Consider the following 26437-nt stretch of genomic DNA (forward strand, 5'->3'; position numbering starts at 1 on the left):
ACGGTGACGCCTTCGCACGCGCGCGTGGCGTGACGGCTCTCATGCCGCCCGGTCGCGCGCGTGCCGGGCCGCCGCGACGACCGTGCGGGACTGGTGCTCGATCTGGTGTTCCAAGGGCACCCAGCGGGCGCGGAACCGGCGCTCGAAGGAACCGCTCCAGGACGCCACGAGCCGTTCCAGACCCGGCGCCGCACGGTCGTCGGTCTCCTGCAGCACCCGCAGCAGCATGGCCGCCGCCCGCAGCGGCAGACGGCGCGCGAAGGCGTCCACACTGCCGATGTACGCGCGCGTGTGGTCCGCGGGCACCATGTGCGTCCAGTCCGCGGCCAGCCCCGGCACCAGCTCCAGCGCCCACCGCGCCGCCCGCAACAGCGGCCCGTCGACGCCGTTGAGGCGGGGCAGCACCTCGGTGAGCACCCGCTCCACCTCCAGCGCGTCCCGCACCAGCCGGCCTGCGAGCCGCCGCATCGCCGCCGCCGGTGCCGGATGCGGTGCGGGGTCGTCCACCAGGTCGCTCGCCCACATCGGCACCTCCACGACCGCCGTCAGACCGCCGTACCGGTGGATGTGGTGCCAGGTGCTGTGCCGCGCGTCGTCCGGCATGCTCGGGTACGCCGCATCCGCCCCCGGCGCCGGCATCACATGCACGCCCGGCCCGGACGCGGGCCAGCCCGCGGCGTCCGAGGCGCCCGTCTCCACCGGGATGTTCAGCTCCGCCGCCGACTTGGCGAACGGCTCGGCCAGCCCGGGCAGGTCCTTCGTCAACTGCACCCAGCTGCCGCCCAGATCGGTCCCGTGCAGGGTCGCCTGGAGGTAGGGGCGCAGCTCGTCGATGACTCCGGTCAGGGCGCGCGTCTCCGGCGGCAGCCGGTCCGGCGGGAGTACGGCGGGCGACCATTCGGGCTGCTCGGGGCCCGCAGGCCGGAAGAAGCCGAGGTGGTAGTCGAACAGGCTGCGCGGCGCCGGGGTGACGTGCAGGCTCGCCCCGTCGGGATCGGCGCACAGCAGGAAGTGCCAGGAGGTGCCGGCCCGCAACGCCCGCTCGTGCAGGACCCGTTCGGCGAGCGCGAGGAGGGTGTGGCCGCCGGTCGGCTCGTTGGCGTGGGCGCCCGCGACCACCAGCACGGCGGGCCTCGCACGGCCCACGGACAGCAGGTGGAGGGGACGGCCCGCTCGCGAGACACCCACCTGCCTCAGGGTGCACAGGCCCGGGCGTTGTGCCGCCAACGCCCGGGCCGCCGAGACGACTTCGGTCACCGTGGGGTAGCGCAGCTCCGGCAGGAGACTCACCCCCGTCACATCCGCCCGGCTTCGCAATCCGCAGTACCCCACGGTCGCAGTGCACTGTCAAGGACACACCGGGGAGGCTCCAGGGGGCGCCCGAGCGCATTCACCGTCGGCAGACAGGGCGGTTGGTGCCAGTGGGAGCCGTGGGAGAGGGATGGGGCCGGGAGCCCGGGTACGGACGCGAGCGGAGGCGTTCGCCACCATGCGCCGGTCGGTGGGGACGAGCCCCGGGAGCACACGCGGGCACGAGCCGCCGGCAGGACCGAACCGCGGCGCACGGCGGGCGCGGGGGCGCCCTCAGAGGCGCTCCAGCAGCACCACGGGAAGCGGCCCGAAAAGCTCCTCCACGCGTGCGTGCCCCGTGAACTGACGCTCCGGCGCCAAGACGTCGGCCCACAGGCCCGGCGGCAGATCCAAGCGTGTCTCCCGCCAGCCGCCCGCCTCGGCCAGCCGCAGCGACAGCCGGGTCACCGCGGTGACCACCTCCTCCGAGCGCGCGAACGCCACACAGTGCGCCGCCGCCGGACCCTCGGCGGACAGCGGGGTGTACGTCGCCGCCTCACCGAAGGCGGCCTGCCGACGTGTGCGCAGCCGCAGCGCCGCCGCGGTCAGCGCGTTCTTCTCGCCTGCGTCCGAGGGCGGGAAGCGCACGGGCCGCCGGTTGTCCGGGTCCACCAGGGCCCGGTACTCGCCCTCCGTGCCCTGGTACACGTCCGGCACACCCGGCATCGTCAGCTGGACCAGGGCGGTGCCCAGCATGTTCGCCCGGATGTGCGGCTCAAGACGGTCACGCAGGGCGGCCACATGGGCGCCGGGCGAGCCGCAGGGGCCCGCCGCGACGAAGGCCGCCACCGCCTCCTCGTACGGCGGTTCCTGCTCCGTCCAGCTCGTGTACAGGCCGGCCTCCCGCACATGCTTCAGCAGGGCCCTGCGTACCCGCTCCGGGTCCGCGGGACCGAGCCCGAACACCGTCTGCCAGGCGGCCCAGGCCAGTTGCGCGTCCGGCACGCCCTCGCCGGTCCGGGTCACCTCGGCCAGCACGTCCGCCCACCACTGCGGGCACTCGGTGAGCACCGCGAGCGCGGCCCGTACGTCCGCGCTGCGCTTGGTGTCGTGCGTCGACACGGCGATCCCCGTCGCCGGCCAGTCGCGCTGCACGCGCGCGCAGTAGGCGTGGAAGTCCTCCCGGGACATCGCGGGACTGCCCGGGTTCCCGCCCACCTCGGTCGCCGACAGCAGCGGCACATAGCGGTAGAACGCCGTGTCCTCCACGGACTTGGCCCGCAGCGCCGACGCCGTCTGCGCGAACCGGGCACGGAACTCGGCCTGGTCGGGACCGTCCCCGGCCCGCCCGAGCACCAGATCGCGTACGACGTCGACCGCACCGGCCTCCTCGGGGACGACGAAGGCGTGCCGCGCCTCGGCCGCCGCCTGCTCGGTGACGACGGCGGCCGGGTCGCCGGAGGTGTAGGGCCGGTAGACCTCCATGCGGACGAGGAGCTCCTGGAGCGCGGTGCGCAGCGCCCAGGGCGCGCGGTCGCGCAGCGCGGGCTCCGACGAGGTGGCGCACACCCGGTCGGCCACCCGGGTCAGCCGCTCGGTCTCCGCGGCCAGCTCGTGCGTGAGGACCTTGTACGCGGCCCGCCGCACCGTCGCCTCCCACTGCCCGCCCCGGTCCGTCTGCGGGGCCGCGAACCGCCGGTACTGGCCGAGGAGTTCCCCGAACCCCGCCGGGTCGGTGAAGAGGCCGTCGATGTGCCGCAGCGCGTCGTAGCCGGTGGTGCCGGCGACGGGCCAGGAGGCGGGCAGGTGCTCCCCGTCCGACAGGATCTTCTCCACGACCGTCCAGCGGCCCCCGGTCGCCTCGTGCAGCCGCCGCAGATAGGCGTCGGGGTCGGCGAGCCCGTCGGGATGGTCGATCCGCAGCCCGTCGATCACGCCCTCGTGCAGCAGCGCGAGGATCTTGTCGTGCGTGGCCTCGAAGACCTCCGGGTCCTCCACCCGCACCCCGATGAGCTCCGAGATGCTGAAGAACCGGCGGTAGTTCAGCTCGGTCCGGGCCAGCCGCCACCACGCGAGCCGGTACCACTGGGCGTCCAGGAGCTGGGGGAGCGGCAGTTCCTCGGTGCCCTCGCGCAGCGGGAACGTCTGGTCGTAGTAGCGCAGTACGTCGCCGTCGACCTCCAGGCGGCCGAGCTCCTGCCCGAGCGGGCCGCCGAGCACCGGCAGCAGCACCTGCCCGCTCTGCGCCTCCCAGTCGATGTCGAACCAGCGCGCGTACGGCGACTTGGGGCCCTCGCGCAGCACCTCCCACAGGGCGCGGTTGTGGCGCGGTGCCATGGCCATGTGGTTGGGCACGATGTCCACGATCAGGCCGAGCCCGTGCTCCCGCGCGGTGCGGGCCAGCGCGCGCAGCCCTTCCTCGCCGCCCAGTTCCTCGCGTACGCGCGCGTGGTCGACGACGTCGTAGCCGTGCGTCGAGCCGGGCACCGCCTCCAGCACCGGGGACAGATGCACATGCGAGACGCCGAGCGAGGCCAGATACGGCACCGCCCCGGCCGCGGCGGCGAACGGGAACTCGGGCTGGAGCTGCAGCCGGTAGGTGGCCGTGGGCGCCACCGGGTCAGGTCGCTCAGGTGTCATGGAAACGTACGTACCCGCCCTGCCGCGCTTCGTGTCATCGTCCCCTCCACGTGGACCCGCGCGCGTGGCTGGCTTCGAGCGATGGGATCTCTCGGACGCGGCGGCACGCTGGACACATACCGCGAGGTGATCGGCCTGACCGGGCCGCTGCTGCCGGGTGTGTCGTTCCTCGGGCGGCTGCCGACGGCCACCATCCAGTTCGGCAGTGTGCTGCTGGTCGCCCGCACGAGCGGCTCCCTCGCCGCCGCCGGGTCGACCGGCGGCGCGCTGGCGATCGGGCAGGTGGTCTGCGGACCGCTGGTGGGCCGGCTCGCGGACCGGCACGGGCAGCGCGTTGTCGTGCTCGCCTTCTCCCTCGCCAACGCCCTCGCGATCACCGCGCTCGTGGCCGGGGCGCTCGCCGGGCTCCCCACGCCCTGGCTCGCGCTCCTCGGCGCGTGCGCGGGCGCGAGTGTGCCGCTGATCGGCCCCCTGGTCCGCGCCCGCCTGGTCGCCCTGGCCCGACGGAAAACGGCACCCGAGCCGGTGGTCGGCGCCGCGCTCTCCTTCGAGAGCACCCTGGACGAGATCTCCTTCGTCCTCGGCCCCGCCCTGGTGGGCCTCGCCGCGGTCCTGGCCCACCCCGCCCACGCCCTCCTCGCCGCCGCGCTCCTGGTGGCCCTGTGCGGCGGCGCCTTCGCCCTCCACCCGACGGCCCGGTCGGCCGCAGTGACCCGGTCGGCGGCCGTGGCCCGCACCAAGGCGTACGGGCGCATGCCTCGCGCCGTCCATTCGCTGCGCGCCGCCCTGGCCCTCCAAGGGGCCATGTTCGGCGCCTGCCAGGCGGGCATCACCGCGCTCACGGAACGGCTCGGGCGGCCGGAGCAGGCCGGTCTCGTGTACGCCGCCATGGGGGTCATGAGCGCCGTCGCGGGGCTCGCCATGGCCGCCGTACCCGCGCGCGTGGGGCTCATGGCACGGTGGCGGGCGGCCACGGCGGCGGCGTTCGCGCTGTCGCTGCCCCTGCTGTGGACGGGCAGCCTGGCCGGTCTGTACGCGGTGGTCACCGTCCTCGGGGTGGCCTACGCGCCGCATCTGATCACGGTGTTCGGGCTCACCGAGCGGGTGGTGCCGCCGGCCCGGCTCGCCGAGGCGATGGCCGTAGCGACCAGCGCCCTGGTCGGCGGCCAGGCCCTGGCGGTCGCCGTCACCGGCCGCCTCGCCGAGACCTACGGCCCCACCGCGGCCTTCGGGGCGGCGAGCCTGGCCGCCGCCCTCGCCTGCGCCCTGGCGCTGACGGCGCGCCCGGCGTCGTACCACTCATCAGCCCACAGCGGCCACACGCGCGTGCACACCCGCCCCTAGACCGGCCGCTGGAGCACCACCAGGCTGCGGTCCACCAGGGTCAGCCGGTCGCCGGCCTGCACCTTGGGGCCCGTGCCGGGCGGAACGCCGTCCACGCGCGCGGTGTCCACGACCACCTGCCACTGGCGGCCGTGATTGACCGGCACGACGAAGTCGAGGGTCTTCGGCGTGGCGTTGAACATCAGCAGGAACGAGTCGTCGGTGATGCGCTCCCCGCGGGTGCCCGGCTCGGAGATGGCGTTGCCGTTGAGGAACACCGCCAGTGCGGAGGCCTGCGCCGAGTTCCAGTCCCGCTGGGTCATCTCCTTGCCCCCCGGAGTGAACCAGGCGATGTCCGACAGATCGTCGTGCGTGCCCTCCACCGGTCGCCCGTGGAAGAAGCGGCGCCGTCGGAAGACGGGATGGTCCCGGCGCAGCCACACCATCGCGCGCGTGAAGTCGAGCAGCCCGGTGTCCGCCTCCTCCCCGTCCGGCCACTTCAGCCAGGCCAGCTCGCTGTCCTGGCAGTAGGCGTTGTTGTTGCCCCGCTGGGTGCGCGCGAACTCGTCGCCGTGACTGATCATCGGCACGCCCTGGGAGAGCATCAGCGTCGCGATGAAGTTACGGATCTGGCGGGCTCGCAGCTCCAGCACGGCCGGGTCGTCGGTCTCGCCCTCCGCCCCGCAGTTCCAGGACCGGTTGTGACTCTCGCCGTCGCGGTTGTCCTCGCCGTTGGCCTGGTTGTGCTTGTGGTTGTACGAGACCAGGTCGTGCAGGGTGAAGCCGTCGTGGCAGGTGACGAAGTTGATGGAGGCCAGCGGGCGCCGCCCGTCGTCCTGGTACAGGTCCGAGGAGCCCGTCAGCCGGGACGCGAACTCGGCGAGCGTGCGCGGCTCACCGCGCCACATGTCCCGTACGGTGTCGCGGTACTTGCCGTTCCACTCGGTCCACAGCGGCGGGAAGTTGCCCACCTGGTAGCCGCCCTCGCCGACGTCCCAGGGCTCGGCGATCAGTTTCACCTGGGAGACCACCGGGTCCTGCTGCACCAGGTCGAAGAACGACGACAGCCGGTCCACCTCGTGGAACTGCCGGGCGAGGGTGGCCGCGAGGTCGAAGCGGAAGCCGTCGACGTGCATCTCGGTGACCCAGTACCGCAGCGAGTCCATGATCAGCTGAAGGACGTGCGGGGACCGCATGAGCAGGGAGTTCCCGGTGCCCGTGGTGTCCATGTAGTAGCGGCGGTCGTCGGTGAGCCGGTAGTAGGAGAGGTTGTCCAGGCCCCGGAAGGACAGGGTCGGGCCCAGGTGGTTGCCCTCGGCCGTGTGGTTGTAGACGACGTCCAGGATCACCTCGATGCCGGCCTCGTGCAGCGCCTTCACCGCCGACTTGAACTCCAGGACCTGCTGGCCGCGGTCGCCCCAGGAGGCGTAGGCGTTGTGCGGGGCGAAGAAGCCGATCGTGTTGTAGCCCCAGTAGTTGTTCAGGCCCATGTCGACCAGACGGTGGTCGTTCACGAACTGGTGTACGGGCATCAGCTCCAGCGCCGTCACGCCCAGTTCGGTCAGGTGCTCGATGACCGCGGGGTGCGCGAGCGCCGCGTAGGTGCCGCGCAGCTCCTCCGGGAGCCCCGGGTGGCGCATGGTGAGGCCCTTGACATGGGCCTCGTAGATCACCGTGTGGTGGTACTCGGTGCGCGGGCGCCGGTCGTCGCCCCAGTCGAAGTACGGGTTGACCACGACCGACGACATGGTGTGCGGCGCCGAGTCCAGGTCGTTGCGCCTGTCGGGCGCGTCGAAGTGGTAGCCGTACACCTCCTCGCCCCAGCGGATCGAGCCACTGATCGCCTTCGCGTACGGATCGAGGAGCAGCTTGGCGGAGTTGCAGCGCAGACCGCGCTCGGGGACGTACGGCCCGTGCACCCGGAATCCGTACCGCTGTCCCGGCATGACGCCCGGCACGTACGCGTGCCGTACGAACGCGTCGCTCTCCCGCAGTTCCACCGCCGTCTCCGAGCCGTCGTCATGCAGCAGACACAGCTCTACTCGGTTCGCGGACTCCGTGAAGACCGCGAAATTGGTGCCGGCGCCGTCGTAGGTGGCACCGAGTGGATACGCCTCTCCAGGCCAGACCTGCATGCACACGACTCTTTCAGGTGGAGTGCGCCGTGGGGGCGCCTTGGCTTCGAGTCTCCCCGAAAGTGATGGAACCACCTACGACTTACGTCCCTCTTATCGATCGACCAGGCATACCCGGTATGCCGAACCAGTGGGGCAATCACATACTCCCGGGGACCCAGGGGGAGTAGGGGGAAAGACGTGCGCAAGACAGTGCACCGCCATCTGGGCAAGGTGGTGGCCGGTGCGGCCATAGCGCTGGCCGGGACCGCGGCCATGGTCGCGGTCACCCTGCCGGGCACGGCGGGGGCCGACGACACGGGAGGCAAGAACACAGGCGCCCAGCAGGCCGCCGACGGACAGGCGCAGGGAAGCGGCCAGGACCAGGCCGTCGAGCCCGGTGTCGTCCAGCAGGCCCCCGCCGAGGGCGACAAGGGGACCGGGCGCGACCCGCTCACCGACGACGAGCTGGCCCGGGTCGAACAGATCGCACTGAACCAGCAGCTGTTCCGGTCCAGCGAGGACGTCGACGGGGACCGCGGCCCGCAGCGCCTCGGCATCGACCTGGCCGAGCCGGAGGCCGACGAGCTCGACGACCCGTCCGCGCCCCGGCGCGCCGACGTGACGTTCTACGACTACAAGGACGACACGCTGGTCATCAAGACGGTCAACCTCGACACCGGCAAGGTCGAGCAGACCGGCACCGAGCGGGGCGTCCAGCCGCCCCTCGGCCGCTCCGAGAACACCGAGGCCGTGAAGATCCTGCTGGCCAGTCCGCTCAGCGCGGGACTGAAGGCGGACTACAAGGACGCCACCGGCAAGGAGCTGACCTCCCCGGACCAGCTGGAGGTCGACAGCATGGTCTTCCGGGCCACTCCGGGCGCCCAGCCCGCCGTGCTCGACAAGTGCGGCGAGCACCGCTGTGCCCGGTTGTTCCCGAAGGCCCTCAACGGGCCGTGGATCGACATGCGACACCTGGTGATCGACCTGAGCGCCCGCAAGGTCGCCGAACTCGACCGCTGATCAGTTCACTTTTCCACTTCACTCCTTATGCAAGGGAGTCACTTCTTCATGCGCGTCAACAGAGTGAGCCGTGCCCGCACGCGGACGGCCCTGGCCGCTCTCGCCGTGGCCGGACTGACGGCGGGCGCGGCCGCGGGCGCCGGACCGGCCACCGCCCAGCCCAAGGCGGCGCCCGCCGCCGCCCCCGACTGCAGCGCGGCCTACCGCATCGAGCAGAAGCTCTCCAACGGCACGACCTGGCGCATGTGCTGGCGCCACGAGGCCATGTCCGGAATGATCCTGGAGGACATCACCTACCAGCCGCCCGGCGAGAGCAAGCCGATCAAGGTCCTCAACAGCTCCAAGCTCGCCCAGATCCACGTGCCGTACGACGACGGCTCGGAGGAGTACGACGACATCACGAGCTACTACTTCGGCGACGGTCTGGAGAACCTGGCCCCGGGCGAGTGCCCGGGCGGCACCATCAGGACCGTCAAGGTCCGCGCGCCCGAGTCCACCGACACCCGCAACGTCAAGGGCCTGTGCACCACGACACGCGCGCGTGGGCACGCGTACCGCATGCTGAACCAGCCGATCCAGGGCGGCCAGAAGCTCTACCAGAAGCAGGGCAAGGACCTGCTCGTCTACGCCGTCAACAAGGTCAGCTGGTACGAGTACATCACCGAGTGGCGCTTCGCGGACGACGGCACCATCCATCTGAACGTCGGCGCCACCGGCAGCCTCGCGCCGCAGGACTACGACGCCGGGGACGGCCAGGGCTGGCCGATAGGCAAGGGTCCGAAGGCAAGGGCCCTCAGCCACAGCCACAACGTCTTCTGGAAGCTCAACTTCGGTCTGGACGGCTCCTCCAAGGGCCGTATCGAGCAGTACGACTCCAAGGTCAGCCCGCAGGCCCCGGGGGACCGCGCGCCGACCAACAAGACCACCCGCACCAAGATCACCAAGGAAAGCGCGGGCGACGCCAAGAACATGCGCTGGTGGCGCGTGGTCAGCGCGACCGGCAAGAACAAGGACGGCCACCCGCGCTCCTACGAACTCGTCGCCGGTCCCAACGCCAAGTACACCGGCCGCGGGTTCACCAAGCACGACGTGTACTTCACGCAGTACAACAAGTGCGAGCAGTACGCCAGCAACAACAAGGGCAACTGCCCCACCGGGCACCCCAAGTCGGTCGACAAGTGGGTGAACGGCCAGACCCTGACCAACCCCGTGATGTGGGTGAACGTGGGCTTCCACCACATCGCCCGGGACGAGGACCAGCAGCCGATGCCGGTCCACTGGCAGGGCGTCTCGCTCGCCCCGCGCGACGTCACCGCTATGAATCCGCTCACTCCGGCCGAGCTGGCCGGGGAGAACGGGCGCCTCGACTGAGGCAGTTGAGAAACGACCCTGTCCATCCGGCTGCACCGCCGACCGGTCCCGGAGTACCCTTCCTTGATCGTTGACACAGGGAGTGCTCGGGGGAGCGGAAGGCGGTGCGCGGGTGGGCTCGGGAGGGCTGGAGCTGCCCCCTGGTGACGAGGGTCACGAGGGGAACTCCACAGACGTCCCGCCCGGCACGGTGTCCCTGGCGCGACCCATGGACGCCGGCGCCATCGGACCGGAGCTGGACTGGGACGCCGACGCCTGGCACGAGGTACGGACCCGCGCTCAGCGGGCCGGCCGGGCCTACATCTGGCTGAACCTCGTCGAACAGCGGCTGCGCGCGGTCGTGGCCGCTGTTCTGCGTCCCATCTACGAACCCGTCCACGGCGACGACTGGGTGGTGGCCGCGGCCGGACCCGCCGGGCAGGAGTGGGTGCAGCGCGCGGTCGCCGTACGCGAAGTCAGCCGCCGCAAGGGTTACTTGCTCGACCCGGCCGATGACAACGTCCTCAGCTTCCTGACACTGCCGCAGCTGCGCGAGCTGATGGTGCAGCACTGGCCGTGCTTCGAGCCCTACGTCGACGAGCGCCGGGACGTGGAACTCGCCCTGGACGAGCTGGAGGTGACCCGCAACGTCGTCTCCCGCAACCGGGCGCTGTCCGAGGCGGTGCTCGGTCAGGCCGAGCGGGCCTCGGCGCGGCTGCTGGAGGTCCTCGGCGCGGGCGGCGACGTACCGTCCGCGCGCCGGCTGCCCGTCGACGCGGTCGAGGACCTGGTCGGCGACCGGTACGGCGATGTGGTGGCCGTGCACTCCGATCGGGTGCGGCTGCTGCGGCAGTTCCCGGCCGAGGACATCTTCGGCGGGGCCCGCCGGCTCGACGCCATCGGCATCGGCCTCAATCTGCTCGTGCAGAACTTCTCCGGCCGCCGTCTGGTGCGGCTCGCCGAGTCGGGCTGCCGGGTGCGGCTGCTGTTCCTGAACCCGGCCTCCAGCGCGGTGAAGCGCCGCGAGCGGGAACTGGGCATCAAGCGTGGAGAATTGAGCCGCTCGGTCGAGATGAACATCCTGCACATGCGCCGGGTCCGCTCCCGGCTGCGCGATCCCGGGGCCTTCGAGATCCAGGTCTACGACGAGACGCCGCGCTTCACGGCGTACCTGGTCGACGGGGACGGCTCGGACGGCATCGCGGTCCTTCAGTCCTATCTGCGCCGGGCGCGGGGCATGGAGGCGCCGGTGCTGGTGCTGCGGGGCGGGAACCGCGTGGTCAAGTCGGGCGATGTGGACGACAGCGGGCTCTTTCCGACATACCGCGAGGAGTTCGAGGTGGCGTGGGCGGATTCGCGGCCGGTGTCCTGAGCCGCGTGGGTGATTCGGTGCTGTCTGCCCGAAGTGCCCGAGCGGCTAAGCGGAACGCGCTCCTCTGATTGTCAGTGGCTCATGGGAAGGTGGAGACCACTGGGGGAAAGCACCACCAAGAAGGGGGACCGCCCATGGGCTGGCACCGTGAGCTGCTGATCGGATTCGACCTGGAGACGACCGGGACGGATCCGAATGAAGCGCGCATCGTCACAGGGGCCGTGATCGAGGTCAGGGGCGGACAGCCGCTGGGGCGCCGGGAGTGGCTGGCGGACCCGGGCGTGGAGATCCCGGCGGACGCGGTGGCGGTGCACGGGATCAGCAATGAACGCGCGGCCACCGAGGGCCGGCCCGCCGACCAGGTGGCGGATGCCATCGCGGAGGTCCTGGCGGGCTACTGGAAGACGGGCGTTCCGGTCGTCGCCTACAACGCCGCGTTCGACCTGAGCCTGCTCTCCGCCGAACTGCGGCGCTACGGCCTGCCGTCGCTGCGGGACCGGCTGGGCGGGGTGGAGCCCGCGCCCGTCGTCGACCCGTACACCATCGACCGCTGGGTCGACCGCTACCGCCGCGGCAAGCGCAACCTGGAGGCGGTCTGCGCGGAGTACGGCGTCCCGCTCGACTCCGCCCACGACGCCTCGGCCGACGCCCTTGCCGCGGCCCGGCTCGCCTGCGCGATAGCCGACCGCCACCCCAAGATCGCGTCCCTCGGCCCGGCGGAACTCCACCGCCGCCAGATCGAGTGGTACGCCGAGTGGGCGGCGGACTTCCAGAACTTCCTGCGCCGCAAGGGCGATGCGGCGGCGGTGGTGGACGGCACCTGGCCGCTGCGGGAGCCCGCGGGCGAGACGGTCTAGCACCGGGCGCCCGTCGTGGCGCCGGCGTGGCATCGGCGCGGCACCGGCGAGTGACGCGTGCGTGGCGGGGCGGGCTCGCGGTGCGGCGGTTCTGGGTCCGGCCGCGCTCCCTTCAGACCGTCGCCGGCCCCGCGATCCGCTCCACGCGTGGCTTGGCCAGCCGTTCGTAGTCGGTGCCCGACATCAGCAGGGACCGGTCCAGTCGGGCCGCGTTGAAGTACAGCTTCGGCTGGGCCACCACCTCCGGGTCGGCGACGACTTCGAGGTCGGGGTCGAAGCTGAAGGGGAGGACCGTGCCGGGGATCGAGCGGGCCAGACGTTCGGCGGTCTCCGGGTCGCTGAAGCCCACATAGCGCGCCGTGTACAGGTCCCGGACGGCGTCCAGGTCCACCCGGCGGTCGCCGGGGACGACCGCGAGGACGTGCCGGGTGGTGCGGCGGTCCACCTTGACCCGCAGCACGATGCACTTCGCGGCCTGGGACGCCGGGTGGCCGCGCAGTGCGCAGACGGCCTCGGTGGCGCCCTCGGGTTCGTGGTCGAGGAGTTGGTAGTCGACGGAGGAGGTGTCGAGAAGGGAGATCAGGCGCCGGTAAGTGTCGTGCTCGGGCATGCGGGGTCCTTGGCGGGGTGGTGATCCGGTGTGCGGTCGGCGGGGGCCGTGCGGTGGGCGCGTTCCACGGCCTGCCCCCAGTAGGTGCCGGTGAGCATCAGGGCGGCGCCGAGGCCCGTCAGTACGGTCAGGTGCTCGCCGCCCAGGGCGATGCCCACCGCCACCGCCCACAGCGGCTCGGTGCCCAGCAGCAGACTGGCCCGGCTCGCCGATGTCCGCTGCACGGCCCAGGTCTGCGCCAGGAACGCGAACACGCTGCAGAACAGGGCCAGATACACCAGCTGCGTCCAGGCTGCCGAGTCGGCGCGGGCCAGCGTCGGCAACCCGGATCCGGCGACCGCGGGCAGGAACAGCACCGTGCCGACGAGGGTCTGCACCGTCGTCAGATGCAGCGGACGGATCGCCCGCCCGACGGTGAGTCGTCCGACCAGGACGACATGCCCGGCCCGGATCAGCGCCGCGCCGAGCATCAGCAGGTCGCCGAGGCGGGGCGCGTGAAAGCCGTTGCCGGACATCAGCAGGGCGACGGCGAGGACACAGACGCCGGTGGCGGCGTAGAAGGCGGCCGGCAGTCCGCCGGAGCGCCCCGCGCGGTCGAGGAGCGGGGTGAGCACGATCGTCAGGCTGATGATGAGCCCGGCGTTGGCGGCGGTGGTGTGGGCGACGCCGTACGTCTCCACGATCAGCACCGCTGCCTGTGTCAGGCCCAGCGGCACCCCGGCGCGCAGCTCGTCGCGGGTCCACCGGCGCGAGCCCCGTCGGCAGAGGACGAGGCCGAGACAGGGGAGCGCGGACAGGGCGTAGCGGGCGAACAGCACCAGCAGGACGGGCAGGGCGGCGGTGGCCGTCTGGGCGGAGAGATAGCTGGATCCCCAGACGATCGCGACAAGGAGGAGTACCGCATCGGTACGGCGGACGTCGGACACGTGGCTACGGTGCCCCGAATCGTCTCTGAAGCCCAGTATCAGTCTCTTAAGTGATCTTTTAGTGCTCCTACACTGAGAGGATGGACGAACGGCAGCTGCGGATCCTGCGTGAGCTGGGTGAACTGGGCAGTGTCACGGCGGTCGCCGAGGCGCTGCTGGTGACGCCGTCGGCGATCTCCCAGCAGCTCAGGCTGCTCCAGCGGGCGATCCCGGTACCGCTGACCGAGCGGCAGGGCAGACGGCTGGTGCTGACCGACGCCGGGCAGGCGCTGGCGGGTGCCGCCGTGGAGGTGGAGACGGCGCTGGCGCGGGCCCGGGGCAGTGTCGAGGAGTTCGTGGGGCGCCCGGACGGGGAGGTGTCGGTGGCGGCGTTCCACAGTGCGGGCGGCTCGTTCTTCCCGCTCCTGCTGCGCGCTCTCGCCGGTCCCGGCAAGCCGGTGCCGAGGCTCGCCGACGAGGACGTACCGCAGGAGGAATTCCCCCGCCTGACCAGGGAGTACGACATCGTGCTCGCTCACCGTCTGGACCACGCCCCACCCTGGCCGGACACGGTCACGGTGACCACACTCCTGCGCGAACCCCTGGACGTGGCCATGCCCAAGGACCACCCCCTGGCCGAGAAGCGCCGCGTCACCCCGCGAGACGTGGCCGACGAACCCTGGATCACCGTCCACGACGGCTTCCCGGTGATGGCGACGATCGACGCGATCGCAGCCGCCGCCGGCCGCCGCCTCCACCTGGCCCACCGCATCAACGAGTTCGCGGTGGTGGCGGAGGCCGTGGCGGCCGGAGGAGGCATCGCCCTGATGCCCCGCTGGACGATGCGCCCCCACCCGGCACTGACCCTCAGACCCCTGAGCGGAGTCCAGGCGAGGCGCACCATCGACGCCCTCTACCGCCCGGAGCGGACGGCACGAAAGGCGGTCCGCACGGTACTGAAGGAGCTGCGCAATGCGGCTCGGTCGATCCAAGTTCCCCAGGGGCACGGGGCTGTATAGATGTGCGGCTCCGCCGCGTGGGCGCGCCCAGCCACGAGAAACCCGCAGTCCCCCGACAGCAGAACCGCCCCATCAACAGGCGCTCAGAACGAGTACCACCGCACCGTCTCGTCCCCGTCCCGCAGCGAAGCCACCCGGCGTCGGAACTCCTCCAGCGCCTTCGGATTGCTCGGCGCGTGCTGGGAGACCCACGCGCAACTGGCCGTCTCGCGAGCCCCCCGCAGCACCGAGCACCCCTCCCACTCCCGTACATCCCAGCCGTACACCGAGACGAACGACTCATAAGCCGCCGCGGGCAACCCGTACCGGTCGCGGGACAGGGCCATGACGACCAGGTCGTGCTCGCGGAAATCGGAGGAGAAGGTTTCCAGGTCGACCAGTACGGGGCCGTCCGGGCCGACGTGGACGTTCCGGGGCAGGGCGTCCCCGTGGATCGGGCCCGCCGGCAGATGCGGAGTCAGCCGGGCCGCAGCCTCCGCGAAACCGTCCCGTCGCTCACGCAGGTACGCCGCGTCCGCCGGATCGATCGCGTCCCCCGCGAGCCGCAGCCAGCGTTCCACCCCGCCCAGCAGGTCACGCGGTGGCAGGGCGAAGGAGAAGGAGGGTGACGGGAGGGCGTGTACGACCCGTAGGAGTTCGGCCAAATCTCGCGGTTCCGCCGGTCGTATCGGATCGGGCAGCCGGTGCCACACCGTCACCGGGTGTCCCTCGATCAGCAGTGGCTCGGGCTCGGCCGCCCGGACCGCCGGGACGCCCGACTTCGCCAGCCACACCGCGATGTCCAGTTCACGCCGGGCCCGGTCCAGCAGTTCGGCGTCGCGGCCCACCTTGACGACCAGGTCACCGGCGGCGAACACGGCGTTCTCGCCCAGGGCGAGGAGAGCCGCGTCCCGTGCCGGGGCGGGCAGTACCCCCGCCGCGGCCAGTACCTCCCGGGCCCGCGTCTCGTCCATCGTCCGCCTCCAGGTTGCCCTCGGTGAGTGGGTCATCCGTCGGCCAGTCTCGCATTCGCACAGGTCGGAACGTGTGCGCGGTGTCTTGACGGTGCACACACTTGTCACGACCATGACCAAATCCCGTCCGAGATCGTCACGAGCCCCACGAGGAGCCGATCACGTGACCTTGGTGACCGCGACGTGGCGGTCGGCGCGGAAGGTGCCGCTCGACCGCGGGGCCTGGTTCCTCGTGCTGCCCGCGCTGATCCCGATCCTGCTGCTCAGCGTCGGGCCGCTGCTGTACGGGATCCTGCTGGCCTTCACCGATTCGCAGTCGGGGCGCACCGAGCCCACCCAGTGGATCGGCGGTCTCAACTTCCGGGATCTGCTGCAGGACACCCTGTTCTGGGAGTCGTTCCGGATCGGCCTGGTCTGGGCCGTCGGCGTCACCGTCCCGCAGTTCCTGCTGGCGCTCGGGCTCGCCCTCCTGCTCAACCAGGACCTCAAGCTGCGCTGGCTGGCCCGCGCCCTCGCGATCATCCCCTGGGCCATGCCGGAGGTCGTGGTCGGGGTGATGTGGCGGCTGGTCTACAACCCGGACGCGGGCATCCTCAACGAGACCCTGCGCGACCTTGGCCTCGGCGACGGACGCGACTGGCTCAGCGGGCTCGCCACCGCCCTGCCCGCCGTCATCGTGGTCGGCGTCTGGGCGGGGATGCCGACCACCACCGTCGCCCTGCTCGCCGGCCTCCAGAACACCCCGCGCGAACTGCACGAGGCCGCCGCCATGGACGGCGCCGGCGCCTGGCGCCGCTTCTGGACCGTCACCTGGCCCGCGCTCCGGCCGGTCGCCCTCGCGATCACGGCGCTCAACCTCATCTGGAACTTCAACTCGTTCGCCCTGGTCTACGTCCTGACCAGTGGCGGCCCCGGCGGCCGCACCCGGCTGCCGATGCTCTTCGCCTACGAAGAGGCCTTCCGCTACGGGCAGTTCGGCTACGCCGCCGCGATGGGATGTGTCATGGTCGCCCTGATCTCGGTCCTGCTCGCCCTCTTCCTCGTCGGCCGCCTGAGGGGAGGGGACGAGTCGTGAGGACCGGCATCCCGGCCCGCGTCGGCCAGTACGCCGCCCTGCTCGCCTATCTGGCCTTCCTCGCCTTCCCCTTCCTGTGGCTGATCTCCACCGCCTTCAAACCGCCCCGCGAACTCGGCAGCCTGCACCCCACCTGGATCCCCGAGAACCCCACCCTGGACAACTTCCGCCAGGCCTTCGACGAACAGCCGCTCCTGGACGCCGCGTCGAACTCCCTGATCGCCGCGCTCTCGGCCGCGCTGATCGCCGTACTGATCGCGACTCCCATGGCCTACGTCATGGCCCGGCGCCGCACCCGGCTCGCGCGCGCCGCGACCGGCTGGGTGGTCGTCAGCCAGGCGTTCCCGCTGGTGCTGGTGATCATCCCGCTGTTCCTGGTGCTGAAGAACCTGCGGCTGATCGACTCGCTGTTCGGCCTGATCCTGGTGTACGTCGTGTGGGCGCTGCCGTTCGCGTTGTGGATGCTCGTCGGATACGTCAGGGCCGTGCCGAGCGAGCTGGAGGAGGCGGCCGCCGTCGACGGCGCCGGACGGCTGCGCACGCTGGTCTCGGTGACCGCGCCGCTGCTCGCGCCGGGCATCGTGGCGACAGGGCTGTTCGCCTTCGTCACCGCGTGGAACGAGTTCTTCTTCGCGCTGGTCCTGCTGAAGACCCCGGAGAAACAGACCCTGCCGGTGATCCTCACCCATTTCATCGGCGCGGAGGGCGTCGCCGACCTCGGCCCGCTGGCGGCGGCCGCCTTCCTCGCGACCCTTCCCTCGCTGGTCGTCTTCGCGATCGTCCAACGCCGGATCACGGGCGGCATGCTCGCCGGGGCGGTGAAGAACTGATGCGCCCACACAGGCTCATGCGCGCACGCCGGCTTCTCGTACTGCTTCTGCTCCTCGCCGGCTGCACCAGCGGCGGTGGGTCGGAGGACGGCCGTATCACCCTCCGCTTCCAGTCCCTCGCCTGGCAGGAGGAGTCCGTCGCGGTCAACAAGGAACTCGTGGAGGAGTGGAACGCGCGCCATCCCGACATCAAGGTCGAGTATGTGCAGGGCAGTTGGGACAGCGTCCATGACCAGCTGCTCACCTCCTTTGAGGGCGGAGAGGCGCCGGACATCGTCCACGACGCCTCCGACGACCTCGCCGACTTCGCCTACGGCGGCCATCTCGCCGAACTGACCGACCTGCTGTCCGAACGCCTCAAGTCAGATATTCCGCAACGCAGTTGGCAGACGGCGACCTTCGGGGACGGCATCTACGGCGTGCCGTTCCTCCAGGAACCACGTGTCCTCATCGCCAACGCCACCTGGCTGAAGGAGTCCGGCGTACGGATCCCCACGCCCGAACGGCCCTGGAGCTGGGGAGAGTTCCGGCAGATCACCGAGGAGCTGAGCGGCGACGGCAAGTACGGTGTGGCCTGGCCGCTGAAGGAGCCCGTCTCCGCCACCCTCAACCTCTCCCTGTCGGCCGGCGGACAGCTCTTCCACCGGGACGCCGAGGGCAAGGTCGAGATCCGCTTCGAGGCCGCCGACGAGGTGGTCCCGCAGACGATCCACGACCAGGTCAACTCCGATGCGAGCGCGTCCGGTTCGACCCTGGGCAGCGGCGGCTCGGACACTCTGCCCGGCTTCTTCGGCGGCCGGTACGCGATGGTGCCGCTCGGCTTCTCCTACCGTCAGCAGATCGTGCAGCAGGCCCCGGAGGGGTTCGACTGGCAGGTGCTGCCCGCCCCGGCGGGCGCGGACGGGCTCACCCAGGGTGTCAGTCCGCAGACCCTCTCCATCGCCGAGGACAGCCCGCACAAGGAGGAGGCGGCCGAGTTCATCGACTTCCTGCTCCGGCCGAGGAACATGGTCCGGCTCGCCCTCGGCGACTGGATGCTGCCCACCGGAACCGAGGCCCTCAAGGACCCGGCGCTGCACACGGCCGAGCACGACTGGGCGACCGGCACCGCCCTCGCCGCGCATCTGCGCTCGGCGCCCGCGCAGTCGGTCCGCGGCTACCCGGAGTGGAAGGACAAGGTCGCCACGCCCTCCCTCCAGGAGTACTACAGCGGGGCGATCGGACTCGACGAGCTGCGCGAGCGTCTGGAGGAGGACGGGAACCTGGTCCTCGCCCGTTATCAGAGGTGAGAAAACCTGAGTTGCACGAGACGTCTCGTCTCGCCTAGTCTCTGTCGCATGACCTCACCCGCGCACATCGCCATGTTCTCCATCGCCGCCCACGGCCATGTGAACCCGAGCCTCGAAGTGATCCGTGAGCTCGTCGCGCGCGGGCACCGGGTCACCTACGCGATCCCGCCCGTGTTCGCCGAGAAGGTCGCCGAGACCGGCGCCGAGCCGAAGCTGTGGAACTCCACCCTGCCCGGACCCGACGCCGACCCGGAGGCCTGGGGCAGCACCCTGCTGGACAACGTCGAGCCGTTCCTGGCCGACGCCATCCAGGCGCTGCCCCAGCTCATCGAGGCCTACGACGGCGACGAACCGGACCTCGTCCTGCACGACATCACCTCCTACCCCGCCCGCGTCCTCGCCCACCGCTGGGGCGTGCCCTGCGTCTCGCTCTCGCCGAACCTCGTCGCGTGGGAGGGCTACGAGGAGGAGGTCGCCGAGCCGATGTGGGCGGAGCCGAAGAAGACCGAGCGGGGCAAGGCCTACTACGCCCGCTTCCGGAGCTGGCTGGAGGAGAACGGCGTCACCCTGCATCCGGACCCTTTCGCGGGCCGACCCGACCGCTCCCTCGTACTGATCCCGAAGGCGTTGCAACCGAACGCCGACCGGGTCGACGAGTCGGTGTACTCCTTCGTCGGCGCCTGCCAGGGCGACCGCGGCGCCGAGGGGGAATGGCAGCGGCCCGCAGGTGCCGAGAGGGTCGTGCTCGTCTCGCTCGGGTCCGCCTTCACCAAGCAGCCCGGCTTCTACCGGGAGTGCGTCAGGGCCTTCGGTGAGCTGCCGGGCTGGCATCTGGTGCTCCAGATCGGCAGGCATGTCGACCCGGCCGAGCTGGGGGACGTACCGGCCAACGTCGAAGTGCGGTCGTGGGTACCGCAGTTGGCCGCGCTGAAGCAGGCCGACCTGTTCGTCACCCACGCCGGCGCGGGCGGCAGCCAGGAGGGGATGGCCACCGCCACCCCGATGATCGCCGTACCGCAGGCCGTGGATCAGTTCGGCAACGCGGAGATGCTCCAGGCGCTCGGCGTCGCCCGGAAGTTGCTCACCGAGGAGGCCACCGCCGAGGCGCTGCGCGAGACCGCGCTCGCCCTCGTCGACGACTCCGAGGTGGCCCGGCGACTGAAGGAGATCCAGGCGCAGATGGCCGAGGAGGGCGGTACGCGGCGGGCGGCCGACCTCATCGAGGACGAACTTCCCGCTCGCTGAACACAGTTGAGGGCCCGTCGGTTCCCCCGTGAACCGACGGGCCCTCGTGTCATGCGGTCGGGATCAGACCGGGACGCGCTCCCCCTCGTCGTCCCGCGCCTGGTGGTGGGTGTCCGCCTCCGGCGCCTCGTCGTGCGTGAGGTCCGGCAGTCGGTTCAGCCACTTCGGCAGGTACCAGTTGCGCTCGCCGAGCAGCGCCATCACCGCCGGGAGCAGCACACCCCGGATGACGGTCGCGTCGATGAGCACCGCGGCCGCGAGACCGACGCCCATCTGCTTCATGGACTGCATGGACAGCGTGCCGAAGATCGCGAACACGGCGACCATGATGACCGCGGCACTGGTGACGACACCCGCCGTGGTGACCACCCCGTGCTTGATCGCCTCGTTCGTCGTACGGCCCTTCAGGCGCGCCTCGCGGATCCGCGAGACCACGAACACGTGGTAGTCCATCGACAGGCCGAACAGGATCACGAAGAGGAACAGCGGCAGCCAGCTGATGATGGCGCCGACGCCCTCCGCGCCCACCAGGGACGCACCCCAGCCGTGCTGGAAGACGGCGACCAGGATGCCGTACGCCGCACCCACCGAGAGCAGGTTGAGCGCGATCGAGGTGATCGCGATCGTCAGCGAGCGGAAGGAGAGCAGCATCAGCAGGAAGGCGAAGACCACGACGAACGCGAAGACCGGGACGACCGCTCCGGCCAGCTGGTTGTTGAAGTCATGGCTGCCCGCGACCTGTCCGGTGATCGGCGCCTCGATGCCGTCGACCTTGCCGAGCGTGGCCGGACGGACCTCGTCGCGCAGCTTCTCCAGGTTCTCGCCCGCCTTGTCGAGGTCGGAGCCGCCGACCAGCGGGACGTAGACGAAGGCGAGGTTCTGTGCGTCGTGCAGCTTGATCTCGACCGGGCCGCGCGAGACGCCCGATTCCACGGCTTCCTTCTTGAAGTCGGCGAGAGCGCTCTGCACCTCGGGCGCGTTGATGTCGTCGGCCTTGACGACCACCTCGGCCGGCTCGGAGCCGCCGGGGAAGGCGTCGTTGACCCGGTTGTAGGTCTGCACGATGGGCAGCGAGTCGCCGAACTCCTGGTCCAGCGTGAGGTTCTGGGTCTTCATGCCGATCGCGGGCGCGGTGACCGCGAGCAGCGCACCGGTCGCGACGACCACCGAGACCACCGGCCGCTTCAGCACGGCGCCGAGGACGGCCGTCCACAGGCGGCTGTCCCGGTTGGCCTTGGCGCGGTTGCGGCGCAGCTTGCTCTCCGGGTGCAGGAAGGGGATACGGCCCTTCTCGACCCGGTGGCCCAGCAGCGACAGCAGCGCGGGAAGCACGGTCACCGAGCCGACCATGGCGACGGCCACGACGATCAGCGAGGCCAGGCCCATCGCCTCGAACTCGGCGATCCCGGTGAACAGCATGCCCGCCATCGCCACACACACCGTGACACCCGAGACCACGATCGCCCGGCCACTGGTGGCGGCGGCGATCCGCAGTGCCGTCTGCGGGTCCCGGCCCGCCGCCCGCTCCTCACGCTCGCGGCGCAGATAGAACAGGCAGTAGTCGACGCCGACGGCCAGACCCACCAGCAGCATCACCGAGTTGGCGACCTCGCCCATCGGCATCACATGGCTGACGATGCTCATCAGGCCCATCGTCGCCATGATCGCGGTGATCGCCAGGGCCACCGGCAGCAGCGCCGCGACGAGCGCGCCGAAGGCGATGAGCAGAATGCCGAGCGCCACGGGCACGGCCGAGTACTCGGCCTTCTTGAAGTCGTCCCCGAACGCGTCGTCGAACGTCTTCATCATGCTGGCGCTGCCGATCTGTTCGATCGTCAGCGCCGGATGGTCCTTCTGGACCTTCTCGACGGCGTTCAGCACCGGCTCGACCCGCTCACCCGCGGTCTCGGCCTCCCCGCGCATGTCGAACTGCACGAGCGCGCTGCGGCCGTCCTTCGAGACGGTGTCCGTGTCGTACGGCGAAGAGATGTCGGTGACCTTGCCGGTCGCCTCGACCGCGTCCATCACTTCGGCGACCGCGGCGCGGAACTCGGTGTCGGTCGCCTTCAGGCCGCCGTCCTTCGCCTGGACGAGGACGGTCTCACCGGCCGGCTCCTCGATCCCGGCGTCTTCGATGAGCTGCGCGGCGGTCTTCGTCTCGCCCTTCAGACCCTGGGCCTCGTCCACGTCTACCCGGCCCGCCGCCGACCCGAGCCCCATCGCCAGGACGACGAACAGCACCCAGATTCCGACGGCAGCCCATCGGTGCCGGGCGCTCCAGCCGCCTGCCCGGGCGGCCAGGCCCCGCACCCGTATGTCTCCGTTCCCCATGACGGGCTTGCCCCCTTGTGCGCGGTGGCAGCCCCCTGCCGCCACCTTTCGTTTCGAAGGTATGGGCCGGATAAAGGCATCTCGTCGTGCTGCTCGGTGAACTGAACGAGGTGAGAATCATCCCCCTGGACCCCGCCTTCTCCCCACTGGGGAGGAGGCGGCCCCTTACATCTATTTGGGGCTTCTTTGTCATTACGAAAGCCTGTTGAGTAAGTCACAGCCGCGTGTAGCGGTTGATCGACAGCCTCCGGATCGGCGAGAGTTCAGCGCAGTCCGCATCCGCGGATCCGGCCGTCGTGCCCACCCCCACGGGGCACGACGGCCGCCTTATGGTGTGCGGATGACGACGACGTATGCGGCGCTGCTGCGAGGGATCAACGTGGGCGGCGCCAAGAAGGTCCCGATGGCGGAGCTGCGCACCCTGATGAGCGGGCTCGGCCTCGACGACGTGCGCACCTACCTCCAGAGCGGCCAGGCCGTGTTCTCCGCCGAGCGCGGCGACGAGGACTCCTGGGCCGCGGAGATCACGGGGGCGATCGAGAAGCGGTTCGGGTTCGCGGTCGACGTCATCGTCCGCGACCACGCCTATCTGGCGGCGGTCGTCGAGGCCTGTCCGTTCCCGGCCGCCGAGCTGGAGGGCAAGCAGCTGCACGTCACGTACTTCTCCGAGCCGGTCCTCGCCGAGCGCTTCGCCGAGATCGACCAAGCCGCCTTCCTCCCGGAGGAGTTCCGGCTCGGCGACCGCTGCCTGTACCTCTATGCTCCGAACGGCCTCGGCCGCTCCAAGCTCGCCGAGCAGCTCTCCAGGCCGCGCCTGAACAAGGGCGTGATCGGGACCAGCCGGAACTGGAACACCGTGGTCAAACTCAAGGAGATGACCGCCTGACGGTCAGCTCCGCGCGCCCGGTCCGATGCCGGTGGAAGAGCTGCTCAGGGTCGCGAACTCCCGGACAAATGGACCCTGTTGTCCCTAAAGTGAGAGCCGCTAGACTTCGGCAACAGGGGGGCGGGGCAGCGTGGCGGGCAGAGTCTTACCTTTGTTGCCGCAGTACCGCAAGGACGGTGTGACGCGCCGGATCTGCGCCACCGCCCACCTCCACGACGAGCTCGCCCGGGACATCGACCGCGACCTCACCGGCGACCGGCTCACCGCCATCGGACTCACCCTCGGCATCAACTTCGTGGCGGTCGCCCGGCACGCGCGCGTGGCGGTCCGGCGCAGAAAGGTGCTCGACCGCCAACTGGCCGCGCTCGGCGCCCTGTTCATCGCCTCGCTGCTGATCGCCCTGTGGTCGCTGATCGCCGGACACGGCTCCCTCGTCCTCGTTGCGGTCTACGGCGCCCTGGGCGTCCTCGCCGTCACCTGGGGCCTCGTCCATCACGCGCAGGCGCGGGCCAGGGAGGCGGCGCAGCGGGTGTTCCACGGCGCCGAGAAGCCGGAGACGCTCGCCCCGCCCGTCGAGCAGGACGCCGAGGCACGGCTGAACGAACTCAAGCGCTCCAACGTCCTGCCGTACGCCGACGAGACGGCGCTCGTCAATCCGTTCGTCGGCAGCGGCAAGCGGCTCCAGGAGAGGGAGGTCATCTGGGGGCCCATCGACGTCAGTGAGCCGGCCGAGGGCCCGGGCGGCGCCAAGCTCCCGATCGCCGACTTCGACGCCATCGACCTCCACACCTATGTCGCCCGCCAGATGGAGAGCATCTCAGGACTGGACGGACTGCGCACCAGGAACCGGCTCTACGTCCTCGGCAGCAACGCCTATCTGCTCCCGGAGCTGGTCCCCGACCGGACCCGGCGCCCGAACCCGCACGTACCCAAGCAGCTCGTCCAGGCCGGTCTGCAACAGCCCGGCGCGGGCATGCGCACGCACCTGTGCCTGGAACGGGTCGGCGAGGGCGGACGGCTCATCGTCTCCATGTACCTGCGCGCGATCTTGGCCAAGCCCAGTCTCAGCTGGGAAGTGGCCGCCTACGCCATCCCCCCGCTCGAAGCCCGCTTCCACGAGGTCGACACCCTCCCGCTGGCCCGCTTCGACCGCTGGTGGAGCCTCGTCAAGTACGCCACCGCCCACACCTGGTCCGAACTGAGCGGCGCCCCGGGACGCATGATGGAGCGCTCCCGATGGCTGTACGACAACGAGCGGACCCTGCGCAAACAGCGCCGCAAGATCAAGAACCAGCACATCATCGTCGACTACGGCGCCGCCACCAGCCTGCGCGAGCGGTACGGCGACTGGGACCAGGCGGGTTACGCGGAGCGCATGGACGCGCTGGACTACCTCGTCCGCCTTCAGCAGGGCGTGCTGACCGCGACCGAGCGGTTCCTGAAGGACCACAACGTCGACACGAGCTCCTTCGACAATGCGCAGAAGATCATCACGCAGAACTACCACGTCAACAACGTCAACGGCCCCGCCATCTTCGGCGCCGGCGGCACGCAGCACAACAACGGCCCCCAGGGCGGCGGGCCTCAGGGTTCGGGCGGGGGCGGCGGGACACCGCCGGCGAAGCCCTGACCCGGGAACGGAACAGGAGCCGGTACATGGGCAGCAACTACCACATCAACAACGTCAACGGCCCGGCCATCTTCGGCGACAACGGCCGTATGGAGATCAACAACGGCACCGACGCCGCGACCCTGCTGCGCCTCGCCGACCAACTCGTCGAGCGGATGCGCGTGGAGAGCCCCGCGCTCGTCCCGCAGGCCCAGGTCATCCAGGGCGAGCTGGCACAGGACGGGCGGCCCGCCGACCGGGGCCGGATCCGGGCCGCCCTGGAGACCATCGGCATCGGTGTCGCGGCAGGCAGCGGCGGGCTCGCCCTGGCCCAGGAGATCGGACGCGTCCTGGGCCTTTAGAGACGGCGCGGGCCGCTACTTGGCGCGCACCACCGCCCGTACTCCGCCGCCGAGGTCCAGTTCCAGGCCCGAGCGCAGCGGTACGGTCTGGCCGGGGGCGATCTGCTGGGACGTACCGTCGGAGCGGGTGCCCGTCCAGGTGTCCTTCGAGCGGTTGGCGATGCCGAACCGGCCCGGCTTGGCGGGGTGTTCGACCAGCTCCGCCACCAGGCTCCCGTCCGAGCAGTCGTGCCGTGAAGGCTCCGACAGGAGATGGTGGGCCTGCACCCGGGCCGCCCGGCGCAGCCGGATGTGGTGCTCGGCGCGCGGCGGCGGGGTCGTCACGGTCAGCCGGGGCGGCAGCACCAGCCGCGCCCCGCATCCCCAACAGGCCCTCGGCGGCGGGTTCTCACCCGGCTCGGTCATGTTCTGCCGTCCGCAGGAGGCGCACTCCACCACCGCGTCCAGCACCGCCCGCAGCGCGTTGCGCCACTCCGTCTCGCGCACCCGGGCGGCGGGATCCCGCAGGCCGACGGTGAAGCTGCGGGTGAACAGGGCCTGGAGGGTGCCGACCGCCGCGTCCCAGGTCGCCAGCACGGTCGCGTGCTCCATCGGGTCGGGCGCGTTGGAGTCGTCCGCCGGATCGAACACGAACAGCGGGCTCCTGCCGTACAGCCGCTTCTCCGCCGCCTCGTCGAAGCAGTGGATGCCCAACTCCCGCTTGCCCTCCAGCGGATGATGGTTCATCAGCAGCATGAACAGCAGCACGGCGAGGGAGTGCAGATCGGACTGGGTGCCCGGGCGGGCGCCCGGCTCGGCGCGCACCAGCTCCGGGGCCATGAACTTCATGGTCCCCGAGATCCCGCTCGCGTCGCCCTCCACCACCGCGTTGTCGTTGTCGCAGACCAGCACCTCACCGGTGGCCGGGTCGAAGAAGACGTTCCCCCAGGAGATGTCCCGGTAGGCGATACCGCGCGAGTGCAGTGCCTGATACGCCTCCACGGTGTAGAGGCATGCCGTCAGCAATGCTCTTGTGCTGGTGCGCAGTTGGCGCCGGAACAGATCGGGAAGGCCCTTGAAGCGCTCGGGGCGCAGCTCCATCAGATAGCCGAACGAACCCCGGTGCCGGGACACACACGCCTGCGGCCACAGGAACCGGTCGTCGTCGAAGTCCCGGTCCACCAGCTCCTGGACGATCCCCTCCTGCTCCGGTGTCGCACACGTCGGGTAGTACCACTTCAGGGCCTTGTCCCCGGCCGCCGTCCGCACCCGGTACACCTCGCCCTGGCCACCGGCGCCCAGCATGCCGATGATCTCGGCCTCGTCGCCGTTGTCCACGACCAGCCGCGTCCCGCTGTCGAGCATGCCGCTCATC

General features: G+C 70.9%; 20 protein-coding genes and 1 pseudogene. 13 read left to right on the forward strand and 8 right to left on the reverse strand.

What is annotated here, in order from left to right; all coding sequences use genetic code 11:
- Positions 1–39: 39 nt before the first annotated feature.
- Both H4N64_RS10675 and treY read right to left on the reverse strand, forming a co-directional pair.
- Positions 40–1290, reverse strand: coding sequence for a M14 family zinc carboxypeptidase (locus H4N64_RS10675; RefSeq protein WP_186281973.1), 1251 nt, complete (start codon positions 1288–1290; stop codon positions 40–42).
- 294 nt (positions 1291–1584) lie between these two features.
- A complete protein-coding gene (gene treY, locus H4N64_RS10680) occupies positions 1585–3930 on the reverse strand; it encodes a malto-oligosyltrehalose synthase (RefSeq protein ID WP_186281974.1) in 2346 nt (781 codons plus the stop codon).
- 81 nt (positions 3931–4011) lie between these two features.
- Between treY and H4N64_RS10685 the strand changes: the two genes are divergently transcribed.
- Positions 4012–5274, forward strand: a complete 1263-nt coding sequence (locus tag H4N64_RS10685) for an MFS transporter (protein WP_186281975.1) — start codon at positions 4012–4014, stop codon at positions 5272–5274.
- Here the strand turns inward: H4N64_RS10685 and glgX are convergent.
- Positions 5271–7388, reverse strand: coding sequence for a glycogen debranching protein GlgX (gene glgX / locus H4N64_RS10690; protein WP_186281976.1), 2118 nt, complete (start codon positions 7386–7388; stop codon positions 5271–5273). The genes H4N64_RS10685 and glgX overlap by 4 nt on opposite strands.
- Positions 7389–7568: 180 nt before the next feature.
- Between glgX and H4N64_RS10695 the strand changes: the two genes are divergently transcribed.
- From H4N64_RS10695 to H4N64_RS10710, 4 genes are all read left to right on the forward strand, one after another.
- The gene (locus H4N64_RS10695; protein ID WP_186281977.1) at positions 7569–8390 is read left to right on the forward strand and encodes a Tat pathway signal sequence domain protein; all 822 of its coding nucleotides are present in this window, start codon (positions 7569–7571) and stop codon (positions 8388–8390) included.
- A gap of 48 nt (positions 8391–8438) precedes the next feature.
- On the forward strand, positions 8439–9761 hold the full coding sequence (locus H4N64_RS10700; protein ID WP_186281978.1) for a copper amine oxidase: 1323 nt from the start codon (positions 8439–8441) through the stop codon (positions 9759–9761).
- A 112-nt stretch (positions 9762–9873) separates the two neighbouring features.
- Positions 9874–11112, forward strand: coding sequence for an SAV2148 family HEPN domain-containing protein (locus tag H4N64_RS10705; protein WP_186282009.1), 1239 nt, complete (start codon positions 9874–9876; stop codon positions 11110–11112).
- Between the two features lie 134 nt (positions 11113–11246).
- Positions 11247–11969 (forward strand): 3'-5' exonuclease, encoded by a 723-nt coding sequence (locus H4N64_RS10710; protein WP_186281979.1) that lies wholly within the window; start codon positions 11247–11249, stop codon positions 11967–11969.
- A 112-nt stretch (positions 11970–12081) separates the two neighbouring features.
- Here H4N64_RS10710 and H4N64_RS10715 read toward each other — a convergent pair whose 3' ends face one another.
- Entirely contained in the window at positions 12082–12579 is a 498-nt protein-coding gene (locus tag H4N64_RS10715) for a YbaK/EbsC family protein (RefSeq protein ID WP_186281980.1), read from the reverse strand.
- Positions 12549–13505 carry an EamA family transporter gene (locus tag H4N64_RS10720; protein WP_186281981.1) on the reverse strand — a complete coding sequence of 319 codons (957 nt, stop codon included), beginning with the start codon at positions 13503–13505 and terminating at the stop codon, positions 12549–12551. The genes H4N64_RS10715 and H4N64_RS10720 overlap by 31 nt, the downstream gene beginning before the upstream one ends.
- Positions 13506–13585: 80 nt before the next feature.
- Here H4N64_RS10720 and H4N64_RS10725 point away from each other — a divergent pair, with 80 nt between their 5' ends.
- Positions 13586–14503 (forward strand): LysR family transcriptional regulator, encoded by a 918-nt coding sequence (locus H4N64_RS10725; protein ID WP_186281982.1) that lies wholly within the window; start codon positions 13586–13588, stop codon positions 14501–14503.
- An 83-nt stretch (positions 14504–14586) separates the two neighbouring features.
- On the opposite strand, the gene H4N64_RS10730 is transcribed toward H4N64_RS10725, so the two are convergent.
- Positions 14587–15456, reverse strand: a complete 870-nt coding sequence (locus tag H4N64_RS10730) for a phosphotransferase enzyme family protein (protein ID WP_186281983.1) — start codon at positions 15454–15456, stop codon at positions 14587–14589.
- A gap of 163 nt (positions 15457–15619) precedes the next feature.
- On the opposite strand from H4N64_RS10730, the gene H4N64_RS10735 reads away from it, so the two are divergent.
- The 4 genes and pseudogenes from H4N64_RS10735 (at position 15620) to mgt (ending at position 19895) form a co-directional block, all read left to right on the forward strand.
- Positions 15620–16531 carry a carbohydrate ABC transporter permease gene (locus H4N64_RS10735; RefSeq protein WP_186281984.1) on the forward strand — a complete coding sequence of 304 codons (912 nt, stop codon included), beginning with the start codon at positions 15620–15622 and terminating at the stop codon, positions 16529–16531.
- On the forward strand, positions 16528–17361 hold the full coding sequence (locus tag H4N64_RS10740; protein WP_186281985.1) for an ABC transporter permease subunit: 834 nt from the start codon (positions 16528–16530) through the stop codon (positions 17359–17361). Before H4N64_RS10735 ends, H4N64_RS10740 begins: the two co-directional genes overlap by 4 nt.
- 17 nt (positions 17362–17378) lie before the next feature.
- Positions 17379–18650, forward strand: a complete 1272-nt coding sequence (locus tag H4N64_RS10745) for an ABC transporter substrate-binding protein (protein WP_186281986.1) — start codon at positions 17379–17381, stop codon at positions 18648–18650.
- Positions 18647–19895 (forward strand): annotated as a pseudogene (gene mgt / locus H4N64_RS10750) (macrolide-inactivating glycosyltransferase). Before H4N64_RS10745 ends, mgt begins: the two are co-directional and overlap by 4 nt.
- A 63-nt stretch (positions 19896–19958) precedes the next feature.
- Here the strand turns inward: mgt and H4N64_RS10755 are convergent.
- Positions 19959–22226 carry an MMPL family transporter gene (locus H4N64_RS10755; RefSeq protein WP_186281988.1) on the reverse strand — a complete coding sequence of 756 codons (2268 nt, stop codon included), beginning with the start codon at positions 22224–22226 and terminating at the stop codon, positions 19959–19961.
- Positions 22227–22566: 340 nt separating this feature from the next.
- On the opposite strand from H4N64_RS10755, the gene H4N64_RS10760 reads away from it, so the two are divergent.
- The 3 genes from H4N64_RS10760 (at position 22567) to H4N64_RS10770 (ending at position 25083) form a co-directional block, all read left to right on the forward strand.
- A complete protein-coding gene (locus tag H4N64_RS10760; RefSeq protein ID WP_186281989.1) occupies positions 22567–23112 on the forward strand; it encodes a DUF1697 domain-containing protein in 546 nt (181 codons plus the stop codon).
- Positions 23113–23263: 151 nt separating this feature from the next.
- The gene (locus H4N64_RS10765) at positions 23264–24742 is read left to right on the forward strand and encodes a hypothetical protein (protein ID WP_260859634.1); all 1479 of its coding nucleotides are present in this window, start codon (positions 23264–23266) and stop codon (positions 24740–24742) included.
- A gap of 26 nt (positions 24743–24768) precedes the next feature.
- Positions 24769–25083 (forward strand): hypothetical protein, encoded by a 315-nt coding sequence (locus H4N64_RS10770; protein ID WP_186281991.1) that lies wholly within the window; start codon positions 24769–24771, stop codon positions 25081–25083.
- A gap of 15 nt (positions 25084–25098) precedes the next feature.
- Here the strand turns inward: H4N64_RS10770 and H4N64_RS10775 are convergent, their stop codons facing one another.
- Positions 25099–26436, reverse strand: a complete 1338-nt coding sequence (locus H4N64_RS10775) for a protein kinase domain-containing protein (RefSeq protein ID WP_186281992.1) — start codon at positions 26434–26436, stop codon at positions 25099–25101.
- Position 26437 lies beyond the last annotated feature (1 nt).

This window comes from Streptomyces cupreus, assembly GCF_014257025.1.
GTDB classification, from domain to species: domain Bacteria; phylum Actinomycetota; class Actinomycetes; order Streptomycetales; family Streptomycetaceae; genus Streptomyces; species Streptomyces cupreus.